We start from the raw sequence: 19,188 nt of genomic DNA, 5'->3' as shown, positions 1-19,188 counted from the left end.
CCAGCATGGACGGGCGTTGCTGAAGACCCGCTGAAGACCTGAAGACGCCTTCAGCTTCCCGGCGCGGTGACCTGCCACCCTGGTGGGTATGCGAGTACTGGTGGTGGAGGACGAGCGCCGACTGGCCCTGGCGCTGCAGCACGGGCTGACGGCCGAGGGCTTCACCGTCGACGTGGCCCACGACGGCCTGTCCGGCCTGGCCAAGGCCACCGACCACCCGTACGACGTGGTGGTGCTCGACATCATGCTGCCCGGCCTCAACGGGTACCGGGTGTGCTCGCGGCTGCGGGCGGCCGGCAGCGACGTCGGCATCCTGATGCTCACCGCGAAGGACGGCGAGTGGGACGAGGCCGAGGCGCTGGACACCGGCGCCGACGACTACCTGTCCAAGCCGTTCTCCTTCGTCGTCCTGGTCGCCCGCCTCAAGGCGCTGGCCCGTCGGATCGGCAGCCGCGCCCCCCGGCGGACCGTCCTCGGCGACCTCGTGATCGACTCAGCCGCCCGCACCTGCGCCCGCGCCGGCGCCGCGATCGCGCTGACACCCCGCGAGTTCGCGCTGCTGGACCACCTCGCCCGCCGGGCCGGCGAAGCCGTCCCCAAGCGCGAGATCCTCGACGAGGTCTGGGACAGCGGGCCCGACGGCGACCCCAACACCGTCGAGGTCCACATCAGCGCCCTCCGGCGCAAGATCGACACGCCCTTCGGACGAGCCGCCGTGCAGACCGTCCGCGGCGCCGGCTACCGGCTGGCGGCCGACGGTGGCTGACCCGACCACCTCCCGCACCCGCCGGGCCCGGGCCCAACTGCACAGGCTCACCCGGCACCCCAGGGTCGCCGCGCTGATCGACCGGCTCGCCCCGCGCTCGGTCCGCACCCGCACCACCCTTGCCGCCTGCGCCGGCGTCGCGGTCGTCCTGCTCTGCGCCTCGGCCGCCGTGCTGCTGCTGCTGCGCGTCAACCTCGAACGGACGGTGGGGACGGCCGCGCGCGACCAGGCCGCCACCGTCTCCCGGCTCGCCGCCGAGGGGCACCTCGGCGCGCGGCTCCCGATCGGCCCCGGCGCCGACTTCATCCAGGTCACCGACGCCGCCGGCGCGGTCGTCGCCGCCAGCGAGAACCTCGCCGGCCGCCCCGCCGTCGCCCCCACCACCGAGGACGGCCACAACAGTTTCAACCTGCACGCGCTCGGCGACGAACACCACCAGCGCGTCATCACCGTGACCACTGACACCCCCACCGGCCCGGTCACCATCCACGTCGGGTCCTCGCTGCGCACCGCCGACGCCGCCGAGGACCTCACCACCGCCGCCCTCGCCGCCCTCAGCGGCGTCCTGTTGCTCACCATCGGCGTCCTCACGTGGCGCGCCACCGGCCGGGCCCTGCGCCCGGTCGAGGCGATCCGCGCCGAAGTCGCCGCCATCGGCGACCGCGACCTCGACCGGCGGGTCCCCGAGCCCCGTAGCGACGACGAGATCGCCCGCCTGGCCCACACCATGAACGCCATGCTCGAACGACTGGAAGCCGCCGGGGCACGACAGCGCCGCTTCATCGCCGACGCCTCCCACGAACTGCGCAGCCCGCTGGCCGTCCTGCGCACCCAGCTGGAGGTCGCGCGCACCCACCCCGACCCGGCCGTCCGGGAGGACCTGGTCGCCGGCGCCCTCCAGGACACCGAACGCCTCCAGTCCCTCACCACCGACCTGCTGCTGCTGGCCCGCCTCGACGCCACCGGCCACGACCTGCCCGACCGGGAGGTCGACCTCACCGAGCTGGTGCACACGGCCGTGCACGCGCACGGCTCCCGGCCGCACCCCGTCGCCGTGCACACCGCGCCCGGCCTCACCGTCACCGGCAACGCCCTGTGGCTCGGACGCCTGTTGACGAACCTCCTCGACAACGCGCAGCGCCACGCCCGCGGCACCGTCACCGTCACGCTGGAGCTGGACGGGCCGACCGGCGAGGCCGTCCTGGACGTCAGCAACGACGGGCCGAGGATCGACCCGGCGGACCGGGAGAAGATCTTCGAGCGTTTCGCCCGCCTCGACGACGCCCGCAGCCGCGACGACGGCGGCACCGGCCTCGGCCTGCCCATCGCCCGCGACATCGCCACCATCCACGGCGGCACCCTCACCGTCCTGGACACCCCGGACGGCACCACCTTCCGCACCCGCCTGCCACGCGCGGGGCATCGGCCGGAAGCCTCGTCGCACCCCTGAGGGTCCGGCGCGGCCGGCCGGGCGCGAACAGGGCCCGGCCGGTGACGATGCGGGATCGTCGGGGGCGGGGCCGCGGGGAACGCATTCGCCGCGGCCACCGGCTTCCCCGTGGCCGCCCCGGTCAGCGCGCCAACGATCCTTGCAACGCGGCGAAGAGGTCGCCGAGCTCGGCGGCGTCGACGGGATCCAGCTCCATCTGCAGGTGACACACGGTGTCGTCACCGTTGGGAGTCAGAAACACGAAGAAGGCGAAACCGTCCTCGACAGGTTCCGCGTCCAGCGTCAGCGGGTTGTTGCGGCCGGGCGTCACTCTGGCGGAGAAGCGGGCGCCGGTGGGAGCGCGTAGACCGGAGCGCATCCGCGCCGCGAAGTCCGCGACCTCGTCGTCGTCGAGGTAGGCGGGGAAGTCGGCCGTCAGGGACGAGTACAAGTCGGCGGTGACCCGCCAGTTCCCTTCGCCGGTCCGCAGCAACTCCACCCACGCATGGACACCGCCGAGGCGTATTCGCGCCTGCTCCATGCTCATATCCTCCGACCCGCACATCCTGGGGTGATGATCGTACCGGTCCTGGGCCGTTCCGGTAGGAGGAACCCAGGTCGATCCCGGCGAGGGCCGGCTGCCCTCCGCGCCGGAGCCGGTAGGTCGGTGGGGTCATGACGCGGCGGAACGACACGGACGCTCCGGCCCGCGTCGCTCCGCCGTACCTCGCTCTCCGTCGCACCTCGCGCTCCGACCCCGGCGGCGGCCGCCGCCCGGGCATGGCTCAGGAGTTCAGCCCGACCGCCGTCGCGCGGGGCGGTGTCCGGGGTGCGAGCCCGGCGGCGGCCTCGCTCTTGACCAGCCAGGCCAGGCCGAAGGCGAGCACCGCCACCGACTCGCCCAGGTACGGCAGCGTCAGGGGGGAGTCCCAGGCGAGGTGGAGGACCTCCGAGACGGCGATCGTCGCGATGCAGGCGACGATCACCCAGCCGCTGACGAGGTAGACCCGGTCCCGGCCGGGCCGCGGCCCGGATTCCGGTCGGGAGTCGGTGAACAGCCGCAGGCAGAAGAACGCCAGGACGCCGAACAGGGCGGCCGCGAAGCACAGATGGAGGACGCCGACGACCACCTGGACCCGGCTCGGGTCGGGGACCAGTGACCGCGGCGGTTCGGTCGGGAACAGCGCGACGAGCACGGCGAAGACGCCGGCCACCGTGCTGAGGCGGTCCTCCCGCCGGTCGTAGCGGTAGCAGATGAGGAAGACGCCGATGGCGCAGAGGCCGCCGACGAAGATGTTGCGCATGTGCGTGTAGTACGAGGCGCTCATCGACGCCAGCAGGGCGACCCGGGCGGAGGTGATGCTGTTGCCGATCGGCAGGACGATCGGCAGCAGTGAGCCGATCACCCCGATACCGAGGCGCAGCCGGCGTACCGTCCGGCGGTCCTGGTCGGGTGTCAGGTCAGGTGTGCCCCGGTCCGGGGGGATGTGGTGGGAGTTCAGGTCGGCCATGTGCGGGCCCCTTCAACGAGCTGCGGCGCCGGGCCACTTCGGTCGAGGTGGCAGGGCGGCACCGGTCGCGTACCGTCCGAAATGGGCGGTGACCTGCGATGTACCCGCGCACACGGAGTGTGAAACCGGGCGCGGGCCGGGAGAGGGGTCCGGCGGATGCCGGCCGCCGCGGACCCCCAGGTCCACCCCCGCGCCGCGCGTCCGGCCGGCATCGGCCCGGTGCCCGATGCCGGGTCGCCGGTCGTTGACGGTCCGTCATCGCCGTGCCCCGGACGTCGGACGTACCGGCAGTCGCGCTAGCGTCCCTTGGACGTCATCGTCATCGTCATCGTCGGCGCCGGCCCCCACGCCTGCCGTCACCATCACCAGCACCGTCACCGACCGGGCCGGCCACCGGCCCCCGCACCCGTGAGGAACCGAACCCATGCCCCTCGTCCTGCCACCCGGTGCGACCGTCCTCTTCCAGGGCGACAGCATCACCGACGCCGGCCGCGACCGCTACGCGGACACCCACCTCGGTGACGGGTACGCCGCCCTGGCCGCCGAACGGCTGCGCGCCGCCCGGCCCGGTGTGACCGTCCTCAACCGGGCCGTCTCCGGCGATCGCGTGCGCGATCTGCGGGCCCGCTGGGAGCGCGACACCCTCGCCCACCGCCCCGCGCTGCTCTCCGTGATGGTCGGCGTGAACGACACCTGGAGACAGTTCGACCTGGGCGAGCCGAGCCCGGTCGAGATCTGGGAGAGGGACTACCGGCAACTGCTGACCGGGCTGCGCGAGCGCTACGACACCCGGCTGGTGCTGATCGAGCCGTTCGTCGTCCCGGTCATCCCCCAGCAGTGGGCCTGGCGCGAGGATCTGGACCCCCGGATCCACGCCGTCCGCCGGCTGGCCGCCGAGTTCGACGCCCGGCTGCTCGCCGCCGACGGCCTGCTCAACCAGGCCGCCCGCGCCGCGGGCGGTCCCGAGGCGATCGCCGACGACGGCGTCCACCCGACCCCGCTGGGCCACCGCGTGCTGGCCGACGCCTGGGCCGACCTCGTCCTGGGGTCCTGACCGCACCGATGGGCCGGGCTCCGCGCCGGTGATGGTGGCGGAGCCCGGCCGTGCCCGTCCGTGCGCCGGTCAGGCCCCCGGGTGCAGGGCCGCGCGCAGGGTCCGGACGGCGAGTGCGACGGCGGCCTCGGCGGCGTGCGTCTCGCGCAGCGCGTTGAGCATCACGAAGTCGTGGATGATGCCCTGGAACCGGACGGGACGTGGTCCACGGGCACGTTCTCCACCTCGGCGTCGGTCGGGTGCGGGGCGGCCGGTGCCTCGACCCTGACGGGCCAGCCTTACCGCCGGGCGACCGCGCGGAACGTAGCGACAGGGAACGCGCACACCGTGTCCGCGACTTTCACCTGCCTGCGCCGTTCGGGGCCGGCACCCCGGGGCAGTCGGCGCGCGCCCGGGTCAGACCCGGCCGAGGCGGGCGACCAGCAGCGTCGCGTCGTCGCCGGAGTCGGCGGGCCGGGCCGTCATCAGCGCCTCGCACAGCTCGTCGAGCGGAGCGCCCGGGTCGTGGACCGCGCGGCCGAGCACCGCGATGCGGTGGTCGAGGTCCTCGTCGGTGCCGCGGCCCTCGACCATCCCGTCGGTGTAGCAGATCAGCAGGCTGCCGGCCGGCACGCGGTGCTCGGTGTCCGGGTACACCTGCTGGAGCCCCATGCCCAGCGGAGGTCCGGGCTCGGCGTGCAGCACCCGGACGTCCCCGTCCGGCGTCACCAGCAGTGGTGGCGGGTGACCCGCCAGGGCGAGCCGGCAGCGGCCGGTGCCGGCGTCGTGCACGAGGCACACGCAGGTGGCGGGGAGTTCCTCGTCGTGGCCGAACATGCCGTCCAGGCGGGTGAGCAACTGGCCGGGCGGCAGGCCCAGGGAGAGCAGCGCGTGCACCGAGGAGCGGTAGCGGCCGACGGCCGCCGCGGCCCCGAGGCCGTGCCCCATCACGTCCCCGACGCCGAACCCGACCCGACCGCCGGGGAGGAGCACCGCGTCGTACCAGTCGCCGCCGACCAGGGTGCCGTCCTCGGCGGGGCGGTAGCGGTACGCCGCCCGGAACCAGCCCGCCGACGGCAGGCCGGCGGGCAGCAGGTGCCGCTGCAGCGCCAGCGCCGCGAGCCGTTCGCGGCGGTAGAGCAGCGCGTTGCCGATCGCGGTGGCGGCCCGCGCGGCGATCTCCCGGGCGAGCAGCAGATCCTCGGCGTCGAAGGGCGCCGACCGGCGGAAGGTGACGGCCCCGAGGACGCGTCCGATGGTGGCCAGCGGGACGGCGGCCCCGTACCCGGCCGCAGCCCCCGGCCCGGCCCCGTACCCGGCCCCCTCACCGCCGCGGGCCGCTGCCGCGCCGGTCTCGAACAGCTCCGTCCGGGCGGACCGGACGCAGGCGCCGACCGCCGCCGGTACCGGTCGGGCCGGCGCGAGTTCGTCCTCGGGACGCGGCCGGCCGGGGCCCTTCGGCGGGAGCAGCGGGTGACAGCGCAACGGGCCGGCGTCCCGGTCCCGGGCGGCGCGGGGGTCGCCGGCGCCCGGGACGGCCGTGGCCGCGCCGTCCAGGAGGTCCACGGCCAGGTCGTCGGCGAAGCCGGGCACGCAGGCGGCCCGTAGCTCGGCCGCGATCGTGCGCGGGTCGAGCGCCCGGCCGAGCCGGGTGCCGATCCGGTCGAGCAGCTCAAGCCGCCGCTGCCCCCGGACGGTGTCCAGCAGCTCGCCGTCGGCCTCGCCGAGCGGCTGGACGTAGCCGCCGACGCCGGTCACCGCACCGTCGGCGTCCCGGAGCGGGAACAGCGTGCCGACGACGGCGTACGGCTCGCCGTCCGGCCGGATCGCGGCGGCCCGCAGCCCCTCGACGGTCTCGCCCTCGTCCACCACCCGGCGCAGCACCCGCTCGTAGGCCTGCGGATCGGGCAGGTCCAGGACCTCCAGCACGGAGCGGCCCAGGTGGCCCTCGACCGGGCGGCCGTTCAGGCGGGCGAGCGCCTCGTTGACGAACCGGAAGCGCAAGTCGGTGTCCAGTACGGCCAGGCCGATCGGCGCGGACCGTAGCATGCGGTGGACCGTACCCGCATCGCCGACCCCGTCCGGGTCGGCCGGGTCGCCCGCGACGGCCGTGCCGCCGGCCGCGCCGTCAGCCCGTCCCGGGGTCGCCGCGACGGCGAGCACGCCGGGGCCGGCGGCGGAGTGCACCGCGACCGGGAACCACCTGACGCTTCGGCAGGTGCCGTCGCGGTGCCGCAGCCAGTCGCTGCGCAGGCCGTCGCCGGCCCGGAGCAGCGCGCGGACGAACGCCGGGCCCCGCAGACCCGTCCGATCGCCGAGCAGGGAGGCGTCACGGCCGACGATCTCGTGGGCCGGGTAGCCGGTCAGGGCCCGGGCGCCGTCGCTCCAGAGCTGCACCCGGCCGTCGGCGTCGATGAGCGCGGTGGCCGGTGCGGTCGTCCCGCGGTCGTTCCGTCCGTCGCCCGGGGGCGAGGGAACCTCCATGCGCACCGTCCCGTCCGCTCGGGCACCGGCTCCGGCGGGCGGCGCGGCGGGCCCGGCGCCCCGGTCGGTCTCGTCCCCTCAGGATAGGGCCGCGGGCGGGACGCTGCGTACGCGGCTGATTTCCTTGTGTGATCGTGGCGGCGGCCGTAGTCCTGGCTGCGGCCGGTGCTACCGGCGCGGGTGCGGAACCGGCCGTGCGAGCAGCGGGGCGAGGGCCGGGCGGAGGTCCGACGCCGTGCGGAAGTGCACCGTCGTCATGCCGACGGCCGCGGCGGCCTCGACGTTGGCCAGGCGGTCGTCGACGAAGAGGCAGCGCTCCGGCGCGGCGCCGGCCCGCTCGGCGGCGTGCAGGAGGATGCCCGGGTCGGGTTTGGCGATGCCCACCCGGGCGCTGTTGACGATCCCGTCGGCGAGGCCGTCCAGGTCGATGGTGGCGAGGTCCTGGTCCAGCCACGGGGTGCCGTTGGTGACGATCCACACCGGGCAGTGCGCCCGTGCGGCGCGCAGTAGTTCCACCACCTCCGGGTCGGTCCGGAACGGCGCCCGGGCGAACGCGGCGGCCAGCTCCCGGGCGCGGTCCGGCGGTACCCGGTCGGCGAGGCCGCTCGCGGTCGACTCGACCCAGGCGTCCCTGGTGAGCTGCCCGAGGACCAGCGGCTCTCCGCGGCCGGGGCCGAAGGCGGATCCGGCCGTGCTGCCGACCGGCAGGCCGGCCGCTCGCTCCAGCCGGGTCACCTCGGTGGAGTCGAAGCGCCGGATCACGTCGTCGAGGTCGGAGAGCACGGCGTCGAAGGGCGCCGCGGTCCGCGTGGTGGAGATCGTCATCAGGCCCGTCCGTCCGGATGATCGGCCGCGCCCGTGCGCTCGGCCGCCCGCCGGGACCAAGGGCCCTGGCGGGGCACCAGGGTAGCGGTCCGGGGGGGCCGGGCTCCGGTCGGATCCGGCCGTTCCACTCGAGGGCCCACTGCCCGGCGCCCTGGCCACGGCCTCCCGGGGCCGGTCGGGGGGTGGGTGAACGGTCAGGGCTGATAAGGGAGTTGCCGAACGTCGTAGCAGGTGGTGTACATGTCCGGGACTTGGCTGACCCAGCCGCCGCGGCCGCCGTCGGCGTCGTCCTGCCAGCGGGCGGCGTTCAGGCAGGCGCGGGTGAGACCGGTCGGCGGCGGCGTCGGGACGAAGGAGGCGGGCAGCAGCAGGCCGCCGGCGTCGTAGGGCTGTGAGCGGTGCATGAAGTGCTCGACGCAGGCCCGGGTCGGCCCGCCACCGCAGGACGCCATCGCGTCGGTCAGCCACCTGGCCGCCGCCCAGCCCTCCAACTCCCAGGCCGAAAGCTTCTGTTCGCGGTCGGGGAAGTAGCGGGCCATGGCTTCGCGGAACTCCCGGACGGCGGGTTTCCCGGTGTCCGCGTAGTTCTGGCTGGCGGAGGTCGCCCAGAGGGCGTCGCGACAGGTGGGGGAGGACCGGTAGTCGGTGCGCACCGACTCGGACCAGTTCTGCACAGTGGTGACCTTGGCCGTCAGCCGTACCCCGGCCGGCTCCAGGGCCTGGCAGAGGGCCGAGTTGCCGCGGGCGTCCATGGCATCGAAGAGCAGTTCGCTGCCGTCGGCCTTGATCGCCGCCGCCACCGCCTGGAACCCGGGGAGCGCCAGGTCCACGCTCTGGCTCAGCACCCGGTAGCCCTCGGCGCGCAGTCCCTGCTCCAGCTGCCGTGCGTAGCGGGCGGAATCGGCCTGGTTGTAGGAGACCACGGCCGCGCTGCGGGCCCCGAGTCGCTCCTTGAAGAACCGGTACACCTCGGTGCCCTGGTACAGCGTGCCGTCCCAGCCGACGGCGCGCCCGTCGCGCGGGGCGCCGCTGCCGTAGATCCCGAAGAGGTGCGGCCAGCGTTCGTAGGCGGTGCCGATCGGCTGGCCGCCGATGTCCGGCACGCCCCGGGAGTTGACGTACGGGGCGCCCGCGTAGTCCAGGCTGCTGCCCGCGACCAGGGCGAACACCTGCTCGCGGTCGACGAGGCGGTGGACGCAGTCCTGGTTGCCGATCCCGCTGCCGCCGTCGTCACAGGTGATCACCCGCACGGTGCGGCCGGACAGCCCGCCCCGGTCGTCGAGGGCCTGGAACCAGGCCTGGGCGCCGTAGCGCGGGCCCGCGAAGGTCTCGCTGCCGACCGGGCTGGTGAGCGAGGTGATGATGCCGATCCGGATCTCGCCTGCCGTGACGCCGGTGTCGGTGACCCCGCCGGTGGCGGCCGGGGTGCCGGCGTCGGTGAACTCGCTCTCGGGCAGCCGGCTGCCGCAGCCGGTCAGCGCCAGCAGCAGGGCCGCCAGGCCGGCCGCGCGGCGCAGGCGCCGGGCGGCCGGTCCGCGCGTCCGGGTCAACTGCACCCGGGGATGGCCGTGGCGCCGCTCTGCTGGACCAGGCCGCAGAGCGTGGAGCGGGAGACCTTCCAGGTGCCGTTGTCGAGCACGGCCTGCCCGGTGGCGTCGGGCTGGACCACGGTGCCCTGGAGGGAGAGCGCGTAGGTGACGGTGGCGTCGGTGGCCGAGGTGAACTGCACGTCCGTCACCTGGGCCTTGACCTGGCCGACCCGGGGGTCGCCGGCGAATCCCTGCAGGGCGGGGGCGAGTTGCTCGCCGCCCTGCAGCAGGGCGGCCTTGTCGGCGATCGGGGTGGCAGGGTCGAAGAACTTCTCCCAGTTGGTGGTCACGGCGGTCTTGGCGGCGGCCGGGTCCGCCGGCGCCGTCCCGCTCGCCGCGGCCGTGGCGGACGCGGAGCCGGACGCCGAGGGGGAGGCCGTCGCGGAGGCCGCGGCCGACGGGGAACCGCTGGACGTGCTGCTGCCGCCGCTGCTGCCGCAGGCCGCCACGACGAGGACGGCCAGCAGGGTGCCCGTCAGCCGGACGGTGGTTGCCCGCCGGTGCGGCCGGTTGGGCGCCGGCGCTGCGCCGGGCCGGTGCGGCCGGCCCGATCCGGTCTCGCGGTACTGGTCGGTGTGTGTGCTGGCCATGGCTCTCTCACCGCGTTTCCCGACCGAGGGCCGCACCTCGTCCGTGGCCCCGGTCGCTCGCTCCTGCTGACGGTTCGGTGTCCAGCTGCGGTCCGGTGTACCGCAAGTGAGACTATGAGGGACGATATGCGATCAAAGCGCAATATAGCCGACAGAACAGGAAATTCCGGGCAATGAGCCGGCTCCATGTGCCCCGGACCAGCGGGGCGCTGCAGGCCCTCGGCCGGGCGCTGCGCGAGTGGCCCGGGTGGTTCACCCTGGCGGCCGGAGCCCTGCTCTGCGTGCTCGGCTGGTACGGCGTCTCCGGCGAGCGCCTGGCCGCCCGGCAGCTGCCCTACCTGGCCTCGGCGACCGTGCCCGGGGCGGCGCTGATCGTGGCCGGGGCGGTGCTGATCGCCGCCCGGCAGTCCGACGGGGGCGGCGGCGCCGGGACGGCCCGCCGGGTCGAGCAGCTGCACTCCCTGCTGGTGGGCGAGCCCGGACCGGTGGTCCCGGCGTCCGGGCCGCCCGGCCCGCCGCTCGCGCTGCCCGACGGCACCCTCCACCACCGCCGGGACTGCCCCCTGGTGGCGGGCAAGACCCTGGCCACCCCGGTCGACGCCGCGGCGATCGCCCGGCGGGGCCTGGCCCCCTGCCCGGTCTGCGAACCCGACCCGCCCGACCCGCCCGCCGCGCCGCGTACGGACCCGCCGGCCGCCCCACCCGACCAGCCCACCCCGCCGCGCACGGACCCGCCCGCCGCCCCACCCGCACCCCCCAGCGGCGGCTGACCCCCGTGCCCGGCACCCTGGACCTCAGCGTCGACCTGGCCCTGGCCGGGCTGGCCGTGGGCAGCGCGGCCGCGCTCAGCGGCGTCGGGCTGGTGGTCACCCACCGGGCCACCGGGGTGCTCAACCTCGCCCAGGGCGCGCAGGCGACGGCCACCGCCTACCTGCTGCGCGAGCTGGTCGTGGTGCGGCACTGGCCGCTCGCCCCCGCCGCCGCGTTCTGCCTGCTCGTCGCCGCGCCCGCGCTCGGTGTCCTGCTCGACCTGGCGGTCTTCCGGCCGCTGCGGCGACGCGACGCGGGACCGGCCGAGAGCATGGTCGCCGGGATCGGCGTCTTCGTGCTGCTGATCGGCGTGATCGTGCTGATCTGGGGCACCACCCCGTTCGGCGACGCGCCCGCGCTCGTCCCGGCCACCGTGATGGCCCGGCCCGCCGGGCACCCGCTGCGGCTGGACACCGTGGTCCAACTCGCCGTCGTGCTGGGCCTGGCCGGCGGGGTCGGCCTGGTCGAGCGGCACACCGCGTTCGGGGTCAGGCTCCGCGCGGTCGTGGACGACCGCCGCCTGGCCCGGCTCGCCGGCATCGACGCCGACCGGATCTCCGCCGCCGGCTGGGCCTTCGGCTCCTTCACCGCGGGCCTGGTCGGCGTCCTGCTGGCGCCGCTCCTGCTGCTGGACCCGTACGGGCTCCCGCTGCTGGTCACGGCGACCATGGCGGTGGCCGTCGCGGCCCGGCTGCGGAGTCTGCCCGTCGCGGTGGCCACCGGCCTGGCGCTCGGCGTCGCGCAGAGCGAGCTGGCCCGACTGCGGCCCGGCGGGCAGCTCCTGCCGCTGGCCCAGGCCGTGCAGACCAACCTCTTCGTGGTCGCCCTGCTGGTCGCCGCGCTGCTGCCGTGGGGCCGCGGCCAGGACGGGCCGGGCCTCGCCGCCCCCGGCGGCCGGGCCGGCCGGCGGGGTTCGTCCGCCGCCCGGACGGCCTGCGCGGTGCTCCTGCTGCTGCCGCTGGGCTTCCGCCCGGAGGACCTGCGGCACGCCCTGCTGGTGCCCGCGCTGGCGCTGGTGCTGCTCTCCCTCGTGGTGGTGACCGGGTACGGCGGCCAGGTGTCGCTCGGTCAGGCCGGGTACGCCGGGCTCGGCGCGCTCGGCACGGCGCTGCTGATGTCCGGCCAGGTCCCGGGCGTCCCCATGCTGCCCGCCGTCCCCGCGCTGCTGCTGGCGGTGGCCGCGACCGTACCGCTGGGTCTGCTCACCGGTTGGCCGGCCGTCCGCCGCCGCGGTCTGGCCCTGGCCCTGGTCACCTTCGCGGTGGGGACGGCGCTCAGCCGGCTGGTGTTCGACCAGCCCTACGCCACCAACGGCCTGACCGTCTCCCGGCTCGGGCTGCCCGCCGACGACCGGGGCTTCTACCTGGTCGAACTCGTGCTGCTCGGGGCCGGCCTGCTGCTGGTCCGGACTCTGCACCGGGGCCGGCCGGGCCGCTCGCTGACCGCGATGCGCGACCACCAGGCGGGCGCCTCGGCCGCGGGGGTCGACGTGCCGAGGCTCAAGGTGCTGGTCTTCATGGCCGGCGCCGGCCTGGCCGCGCTCGGCGGCGGGCTGACGGCACTGGCGGAGCAGGGCTTCGACGCCACCGCCTTCGACCCGGTCCGGAGCCTGCTGTGGTTCGCCACCGTGGTGGTCGCCGGGGCGGACAGCGCGACCGGCGCCGTGCTCGCCGCCGCCCTGCTGACCGGGCTGGACGCCGGTACGCTGCCGGGTGTCTCCGCCGTGGTGGTCGGGGCGCTGGCCACGGCGATCGGCCGGCTGCCGGGCGGCCTGGCCGGCCTCGCCCGCCGGCTCGCCGACCGCCCTGCCCCCGGCCTCACCCCGCTCGGCGAGAGGCTGCGGCGGCGGATCGCGGAGCGGTCGCGATGACGGCGGGGGAGCCGCTGCGCCGCCGGGGCCGTGCCGTCGCCGGCGGGCGGCCCGCCGCGGTACCGGGCACCTCGCCACTCGTCCCGGGCGCGGCCGTCCCGCATCCTCCCGTCCCGCGCACCGCCGTCGGGTCCGCTCCCTTGCCGCGCACCGCCGTCGCGCCGGAGGACCGCTGCTCGGACCTTCGGCGCCCCGCCGGGCGGCCCCGGTGAGCGCGGGCCTGACCGCGCGTGGCGTGGTCCGCGGCTTCGGCGGCATCAGGGCCGTCGACGGGGTGGACCTGGCCGTCCCGCCGGGCCGGATCACCGCGCTGGTCGGGCCGAACGGGGCCGGCAAGAGCACCCTCTTCGACTGCCTGGCCGGCGCCACCCGCCCGGACGCCGGGCGGGTCCTGCTCGCGGGCCGCGACATCACCCGCCTGCCCGACCACGCCCGGGCCCGCCTCGGACTGGCCAGGACCTTCCAGCAGGTCGCCGCGTTCCCCGGGCTGACGGTGGCGGAGAACGTCCGGGTGGGGGCCGAACAGCGCCACGGCGCCGCCGCCCGTGCCCAGCTGGGCCGGCCCGCCCCCGCCGCTGCTCACGCCGCCGCCGGCGCCGCGACCGAGCGGGCGCTGCGCCTGCTGGACCTCGACCTGGTCCGCGACTGGCCGGCCGACCGCCTGCCCCCCGGCGCCCTGCGGCTGCTGGAGCTGGCCCGGGCGCTCGCCGCGGCGCCCCGGGTGCTGCTGCTGGACGAACCGGCCGCCGGACTCGACCTCGCCCAGACCGCGCGGCTGGCCGCCGTCCTGCGGGCCCTGACGGCCGAGGGGATGGCGCTGCTGCTGGTCGAGCACGATGTCGAACTGGTCTCCCGGCTCGCCGACACCGTGTACGTGATGGCCGCCGGGCGGGTGGTGGCCTGCGGCCCCACCCGCGAGGTGCTGGCCGACCGGCGGGTGGCGGCGGCCTGGGGCGAGCTGTGAGGCGGCTCCGACGGCTCGCGCGGCGGACGACCGGCCCGGTGCCGCGATGGCCGTAGCCGTGGAGCTGCGGGGCGTCCGGGTCAGGTACGGGCTGCTGGAGGCCCTGCACGGAGTGGATCTCGCCTGCCCGGCGGGCCGGGTCACGGTGCTGCTCGGCCGCAACGGCTCGGGCCGGACGACGGTGCTGCGGGCGCTGGCCGGCGACGTCCCGGTGTCGGCCGGGCAGGTGCTGTGGGAGGGGCGGGACGTCACCGAGCTCGACGCCCACCGCCGGGCCGGGGCGGGGTTGGCGTACGTCCCGGCCGGGCGCGGGGTGTTCGGCTCGCTGACGGTGGCCCAGAACCTCGCGCTGTCCGGTGACGGCCGGGTGGACCGGTACTTCCCCGAACTGGCCGGGCTGCTCCACCGGCGGGCGGGCACGCTCTCCGGCGGGGAACAGCAGATGGTGGCGGTCGGCCGGGCGCTGGCCGCCGGGCCGCGGGTGCTGCTGCTCGACGAACCGGGTCGGGGGCTCGCTCCGGCGGTGGTGGCCCGGCTGCACGGCGCCCTGTTCGAGCTGGCGGCGGCCGGGCCGGCGGTGGTGCTGGCCGAGCAGGCCCCGCTGCCGTCCCTGCGGCGGGCGGCAGTGGTGCACGTACTGCGGCGCGGCCGGGTGGCGTTCAGCGGGGAGCCGAGCGAACTGGGCGCGGCGGGGAGTACGGGTGGGCCGGGCGGTGCCGACGGGACGGACGGCCCTTGGCCGGTCTGAGGGCGTCGGCCCCGCCCCGCTCGGGCCGGCCCGCAGCGCGTCCGCGGCCGGGGCGGGGCGTGCGGGTCAGCCCTGCGGCGGGCCGTCGTTGTCGGCGATCAGCAGCCGGAACCCGTAGTCCACGGTCTCCTGGCGGAGGAGGTCGGCGTGGCGACGGGCCCAGACCCCGGACTCCAGGTCGGCGCGCAGCCGGGCCACGGCGGGTTCGACGACCTCGTCGGGGAGGGTCGCGAAGGTCGAACTGGCCCGGCGGACGGTCGCGTCCAGGTACTGCTCGGGCCGGCGCCAGAAGGCGACCTGGAAGCCGTCCGTGAAGTCGTGCGGGATCGGGAAGGGCAGCACGGTGTGCGCGCCGAGCTCCCGCGCGACCTCGGCGACCGGGAGGAACCGGGAGTTCTCCAGGTCGCGGATCTCCGGCACGTACTCCGAGACGATCCACAGCTCCAGCGGGTGGGTCGGGTCCCAGGTGAGGACCACCTGCCGGCGGGCCACCCGGCGCAGTTCCCGCAGGCCCTGGCGCAGGTCGGTCCAGTGGTGCACGGTCATGATCGCCATCGCGGCGTCGAACTCGCCGTCCGCGAACGGGAGATCCTCGGCCCAGGCGCGGACCTTGCGACTGCCCGGGTGCTGGTCGAGCATCACCTGGGACGGGTCGACGGCCGTCACCTCGGCCTCCGCCGGCTCGTAGGACCCGGTGCCCGCACCGACGTTGAGCACCGTGCCGGCGCCCGCCAGGGCCTGGGCGATCAGCGCGGCCAGCCGCGGGTCCGGGTGCCGGACGTTCCGGTAGCCGGCGCCGATGCGGTCGTAGGTGACCGGCGTGCCGCCGGCGGGGAGAGTGCTCATGATCCCCATTACAGCCGATCCGTCAGGTGCATGACGGTGTTTCGCCGATGCTCCGCGCTCCCGGCTCCCGAGGAGGGAACGCCGACGGACGGCGGGTCAGTCCGCGGCCAGCGAGACCTCGGTCGACTTGATCAGGGCGACGACCTGCGATCCGACGGCCAGGCCGAGGTCGTCGACGGCGTCCCTGGTGATGGCCGCGGTCAGCTCCCCGCCGCCCACGGTGACCTTGACCGCCGCCATCGCGCCGCCGGCCGCGATCTCCGAGACCGTCCCCGCCAGCTGGTTGCGGATGCTGATCCCCTGGACCGGGCCGGTGGCCAGCGCGACCTCGGTGGACTTGACCCTGGCGCACCGCAAACCGGGACAGCTCTCCGGCGGCCAGGCCCAGCGGGTGGCACTGGCCCGGGCCCTCGCCACCCGGCCCCGGCTGCTCCTGCTGGACGAGCCGCTGGCCGCCCTCGACCAGACCACCCGCGCGCACGTCCGGCACACCCTGCGGCGCCACCTCTCCGGGTTCGGCGGGGTCTGCCTGATCGTCACCCACGACCCGGTGGAGGCCGTCTCGCTGGCGGACCGGGTGCTCGTCCTGGAGGACGGCAGGCCGCTCCAGTACGCCCCGCCGGCCGAGGTCGCCCGTGGTCCGAGGTCCCCCTGGGTGGCCCGGATGCTCGGCCGCAACGCCTGGCCCGGGACGGCCACCGGTGAGGGTCTGGCACTGCCCGGCGGCGGCCGGCTGATCGCCGCCGAGGTGCTGGCCGCCGGCACCGAGGCGATCGCGATCATCAGCCCGGAGGCCGTCGCCCTGCACCGGGAGCGCCCCGCGGGCAGCCCCCGCAACGTCTGGCCGGGCCGGATCGGCGAAATCACCGCGCTGGGCAGCCGGCTGCGGGTGCTGGTCACCTCCGACCAGGTGCCGGACCTGGTCGCCGAGATCACCCCCGAGGCCGCCGCCCGGTACGGGTTCGCCGACGGCACACCGGTGTGGACCAGCGTCAAGGCGACCGAGACCACCCTCGTCCCGCTCTGATCCGCCGTCGACAGGACACCCCCCCCGCACGCGCCGGCGCGCCGGTCCGCGCGGGCGTGCTGCCCGAGCGGACCGGCGCTCCCCGGTGCGGGGTTCAAGGCCGGGGCGTCACCCCGGGCGGACTCAGCCGATCGTCCAGCGCTGCAGGGCCGAGCCGGTGTCCGGCTGCTGGGTGACCAGGGCGCCGTCGGTGGCGGCGGCCGCCGTCAGCAGCAGTCCGCTGCTGCGGGAGGCCACGGTCCAGCCCCCGCCGGTGGTGGCGTTCACCAGCCAGCGCTGGTTGCCGCCGCCGGTGCAGGACCACTGGATGATCTGGGCGCCGGCGGCCGTGGAGCCGCCGCTGACGTCCATGCACAGGGTGGAGAGGGCGTTGGCGATCTGGTAGCTGCCGTCCGTCTGCTGGGTGAAGACCCAGCTCTGGTTGCTGCCGCCGTTGGCGCTCCAGACGACGAACTGGGTGCCGGGGGCGGTGGAGTGGTTCGGGTCGTCCAGGGCCTTGCCCGAGGTCAGCATCGTGTGGGTGCCGCTCAGGGCGGGGTTGACGGCCCAGCTGAAGGAGACCGAACCGCTCGCGGTGCCCGAGGACGCGATGACCGTGACGGTGGAGGAACCGCTGGTGGTGGGCGTGCCGGAGATCAGGCCCGAGGAGCTGATCGACAGGCCCGCCGGCAGTCCGGTGGCGGAGAAGGTCAGGGCCTTGCCTGCGGAGTCGGTGGCGCTCAGCTGGAGCGAGACGGCCGTGTTGACCTTGCCCGACTGGTTGCCGGGGCCGGCGACCGTGACGACCTCCGGCGCCGCCCCGGCCGGGGTGAGGGTCAGGACCTGCTCGGCCGCGCCGCGTGTCCCGCCGACGGAGCTGCCGGTGGTGTTGGTCCAGCTGCGGGTGGGGGTGGTCTCGGCGAGCCGGGCGGAGTCGGCGGACAGGCCGATCACCAGGCCGCTCCAGCGGTTGACCAGCCGGTGGCCGCCGGAGCCGGCGATGACGAACCACTGCTGGGCGACGCTCGGACCGCCCGCCCCGGCGGCGGTGACGGTGGGCCTGGCGCCCCAGGCGCGGCCCGCGGTGGAGCCTGCGTCGACGCCCAGCAGCTGGCCGGTCGCGGAGTTGGCGATCCGGTAGGAGCCGTCGCCGTCGGCCGCGAAGGTCCAGTTCTCCAGGCCGGAGCCGGTGGAGGCTGCGGTGGAGGTGGTGGCGGAGCTGCCGGAGACCTGGGCCAGCACCCGGCCGTTGCCGTTGGCGATCCGGTAGGCCTTGCTCAGGTCGACCGGAGGCGCGGCCGGGGCGGAGGAGCCGATGGTGACGTCCACGTACTCGCCGGAGGCACCGTTCGAGCACCCGAAGGAGCAGTAGGAGCGGAAGGACTTGCCGACGATCGTCGAGTTCGTCCGGTTGGCACCGTCCAGGAACCAGCGGTACCAGGAGGCGGTGTGGTAGCTGCCGGTGTCGCCGATCGGGTACCACTTCTGGGTCGACAGGTCGTCGGTGGCGTAGTACCGCTGCGGGGCGTTGCCGCTCTGGTCGACGGCCTGCGGCTCGCCGATGTACAGCCCCAGATAGGCGTTGTAGGTGATGTCCATGACGAACAGCGGCGAGGTCGCGGGCATCTTGCCGGCTGCGATCTGCTGGGCCGCCGTCCCGGTGTTCGCCGGGTTGTACTCCTTGGCCACCGGGGTGTACCCGGTGGTGCTGGAGCCGTCGACGGGCACCATGTTGCTCTCCTGGCCGCCCACGCCGGGCTGCGACCAGGCGCCGTCGTACCACTTCTGCCAGGAGGAGGGCGCCATCTTCTGCGCGATCGGGGCCCGGGCCACGTGCTCGTAGAAGGCCTTCCAGCCACCGCTCTTGTCGAGGATCCGGGAGCCGTAGTAGACGTAGAAGTAGCCCGAGGCGGTGTCCACGAAGAGCCGCTGGTCGCCGTCGCCGTAGGAGTACGTCTGGTTCGGGAACGCGGCCGTGTCCCCGCGGGCGGTGCTGTACGGCGAGGTGAGGACGTGGCTCTTGACGGTCCAGGTGCGGCCCTGGTCCTTGGAGACCGTGTAGTCGATCGCGTCGTAGTGCAGGCCGTCGCCGAAGGGCTGCGGGGTGAACTCGTTGTGCACCAGGCCGTACCAGTCGCCGGTGTCCGGGTCGACCCAGACCCCGGCCAGGTCGCAGTAGTTCTTCTGGGCGTAGCCGGAGCCGCTCGGCGCGTACGTGGCCTCCACCCCGGTCGGGCTGTTGTTGCACCGCCAGGTGGTGTCGTTGTTGCGGTCGTTGCTGTTGGCGGGGTTGACCGCGTTGCTGACCGCGGCCGACCGGGCGGCGGTGTCGAAGTCGGTGCCGGTGAAGAAGTCCCAGTACCGGGGGTCGGTGGCACCGTAGAGCGCGGCGGACTGCTGGAACCAGAACGTCCCGTCCTTGTCGGTGTACGGGGACGCCTGGGTGTCGGTCGGGTGGGTGTACGGCACCGGGGTGCCCACGCCGATGGTGTAGGTGGCGGAGGGCGGGGCCGCCGCCGAGGCCGGCGTGGCGACGCCGCCGGAGAGCGTCAGCAGGGCCGCGGCGAAGGCCGTGGCGATCGATCTGCGCGGAGGGGAGGACATGGGACTCCTTCTGCTCGGCACGCCGCTCGCGCGGAGCGGCGCGGTGGGGGATCGGCGGGAAGGGAACGGCAGGGTGGTGCGCCCGGCGGCCGGCCGGGTGGCAGGCCGCCGGG

At 75.6% G+C, this 19,188-nt stretch carries 14 protein-coding genes and 4 pseudogenes; 8 read left to right on the top strand and 10 right to left on the bottom strand.

The window, feature by feature from the left end; genetic code table 11:
- Positions 1–88 precede the first annotated feature (88 nt).
- Both OG689_RS01950 and OG689_RS01945 read left to right on the top strand, forming a co-directional pair.
- Entirely contained in the window at positions 89–766 is a 678-nt protein-coding gene (locus OG689_RS01950; RefSeq protein ID WP_266316956.1) for a response regulator transcription factor, read from the top strand.
- The gene (locus tag OG689_RS01945; RefSeq protein ID WP_266316955.1) at positions 759–2,216 is read left to right on the top strand and encodes a HAMP domain-containing sensor histidine kinase; all 1,458 of its coding nucleotides are present in this window, start codon (positions 759–761) and stop codon (positions 2,214–2,216) included. The genes OG689_RS01950 and OG689_RS01945 overlap by 8 nt, the downstream gene beginning before the upstream one ends.
- A gap of 121 nt (positions 2,217–2,337) precedes the next feature.
- Here OG689_RS01945 and OG689_RS01940 read toward each other — a convergent pair whose 3' ends face one another.
- Both OG689_RS01940 and OG689_RS01935 read right to left on the bottom strand, forming a co-directional pair.
- On the bottom strand, positions 2,338–2,736 hold the full coding sequence (locus OG689_RS01940) for a hypothetical protein (RefSeq protein WP_266316954.1): 399 nt from the start codon (positions 2,734–2,736) through the stop codon (positions 2,338–2,340).
- A gap of 244 nt (positions 2,737–2,980) precedes the next feature.
- Positions 2,981–3,706 carry a hypothetical protein gene (locus OG689_RS01935; RefSeq protein WP_266316953.1) on the bottom strand — a complete coding sequence of 242 codons (726 nt, stop codon included), beginning with the start codon at positions 3,704–3,706 and terminating at the stop codon, positions 2,981–2,983.
- A 424-nt stretch (positions 3,707–4,130) separates the two neighbouring features.
- Here OG689_RS01935 and OG689_RS01930 point away from each other — a divergent pair, with 424 nt between their 5' ends.
- Complete coding sequence (locus OG689_RS01930) at positions 4,131–4,760, top strand: GDSL-type esterase/lipase family protein (protein ID WP_266316952.1); 630 nt, start codon at positions 4,131–4,133, stop codon at positions 4,758–4,760.
- A gap of 69 nt (positions 4,761–4,829) precedes the next feature.
- On the opposite strand, the pseudogene OG689_RS01925 reads toward OG689_RS01930, so the two are convergent.
- The 5 genes and pseudogenes from OG689_RS01925 to OG689_RS01905 form a co-directional block, all read right to left on the bottom strand.
- A pseudogene (locus OG689_RS01925) lies at positions 4,830–4,955 on the bottom strand (esterase); the annotation flags it as partial.
- Positions 4,956–5,156: 201 nt separating this feature from the next.
- Entirely contained in the window at positions 5,157–7,223 is a 2,067-nt protein-coding gene (locus OG689_RS01920) for a SpoIIE family protein phosphatase (protein ID WP_266316951.1), read from the bottom strand.
- A 168-nt stretch (positions 7,224–7,391) separates the two neighbouring features.
- Entirely contained in the window at positions 7,392–8,048 is a 657-nt protein-coding gene (locus tag OG689_RS01915) for an HAD-IA family hydrolase (protein ID WP_266316950.1), read from the bottom strand.
- 194 nt (positions 8,049–8,242) lie between these two features.
- Entirely contained in the window at positions 8,243–9,604 is a 1,362-nt protein-coding gene (locus OG689_RS01910; RefSeq protein ID WP_266316949.1) for an ABC transporter substrate-binding protein, read from the bottom strand.
- The gene (locus OG689_RS01905; RefSeq protein WP_266316948.1) at positions 9,595–10,227 is read right to left on the bottom strand and encodes a hypothetical protein; all 633 of its coding nucleotides are present in this window, start codon (positions 10,225–10,227) and stop codon (positions 9,595–9,597) included. The genes OG689_RS01910 and OG689_RS01905 overlap by 10 nt, the downstream gene beginning before the upstream one ends.
- Before the next feature lie 209 nt (positions 10,228–10,436).
- Here OG689_RS01905 and OG689_RS01900 point away from each other — a divergent pair.
- The 4 genes and pseudogenes from OG689_RS01900 to OG689_RS01890 form a co-directional block, all read left to right on the top strand.
- Positions 10,437–10,877 (top strand): annotated as a pseudogene (locus OG689_RS01900) (hypothetical protein); the annotation flags it as partial.
- 125 nt (positions 10,878–11,002) lie between these two features.
- Complete coding sequence (locus OG689_RS01895; RefSeq protein ID WP_323189241.1) at positions 11,003–12,907, top strand: ABC transporter permease; 1,905 nt, start codon at positions 11,003–11,005, stop codon at positions 12,905–12,907.
- A 208-nt stretch (positions 12,908–13,115) separates the two neighbouring features.
- Entirely contained in the window at positions 13,116–13,871 is a 756-nt protein-coding gene (locus OG689_RS44700; protein ID WP_323189240.1) for an ATP-binding cassette domain-containing protein, read from the top strand.
- 46 nt (positions 13,872–13,917) lie between these two features.
- A complete protein-coding gene (locus OG689_RS01890) occupies positions 13,918–14,619 on the top strand; it encodes an ATP-binding cassette domain-containing protein (RefSeq protein WP_266316947.1) in 702 nt (233 codons plus the stop codon).
- 66 nt (positions 14,620–14,685) lie between these two features.
- On the opposite strand, the gene OG689_RS01885 is transcribed toward OG689_RS01890, so the two are convergent.
- Together OG689_RS01885 and OG689_RS01880 are read right to left on the bottom strand one after the other, a co-directional pair.
- Positions 14,686–15,465 (bottom strand): class I SAM-dependent methyltransferase, encoded by a 780-nt coding sequence (locus OG689_RS01885; protein ID WP_266316946.1) that lies wholly within the window; start codon positions 15,463–15,465, stop codon positions 14,686–14,688.
- Between the two features lie 96 nt (positions 15,466–15,561).
- A pseudogene (locus OG689_RS01880) lies at positions 15,562–15,813 on the bottom strand (TOBE domain-containing protein); the annotation flags it as partial.
- Here OG689_RS01880 and OG689_RS01875 point away from each other — a divergent pair.
- A pseudogene (locus OG689_RS01875) lies at positions 15,809–16,492 on the top strand (ABC transporter ATP-binding protein); the annotation flags it as partial. The pseudogenes OG689_RS01880 and OG689_RS01875 overlap by 5 nt on opposite strands.
- Positions 16,493–16,615: 123 nt before the next feature.
- Here the strand turns inward: OG689_RS01875 and OG689_RS01870 are convergent.
- Entirely contained in the window at positions 16,616–19,075 is a 2,460-nt protein-coding gene (locus tag OG689_RS01870) for an RICIN domain-containing protein (RefSeq protein ID WP_266316944.1), read from the bottom strand.
- Positions 19,076–19,188 lie beyond the last annotated feature (113 nt).

Origin of the sequence: Kitasatospora sp. NBC_00240, from assembly GCF_026342405.1 — a bacterium.
Taxonomy (GTDB): Bacteria; Actinomycetota; Actinomycetes; order Streptomycetales; family Streptomycetaceae; genus Kitasatospora.
The sequence above is the reverse complement of the archived record's forward strand: the minus strand, read 5'-3'. Positions and strand labels throughout refer to the sequence as shown.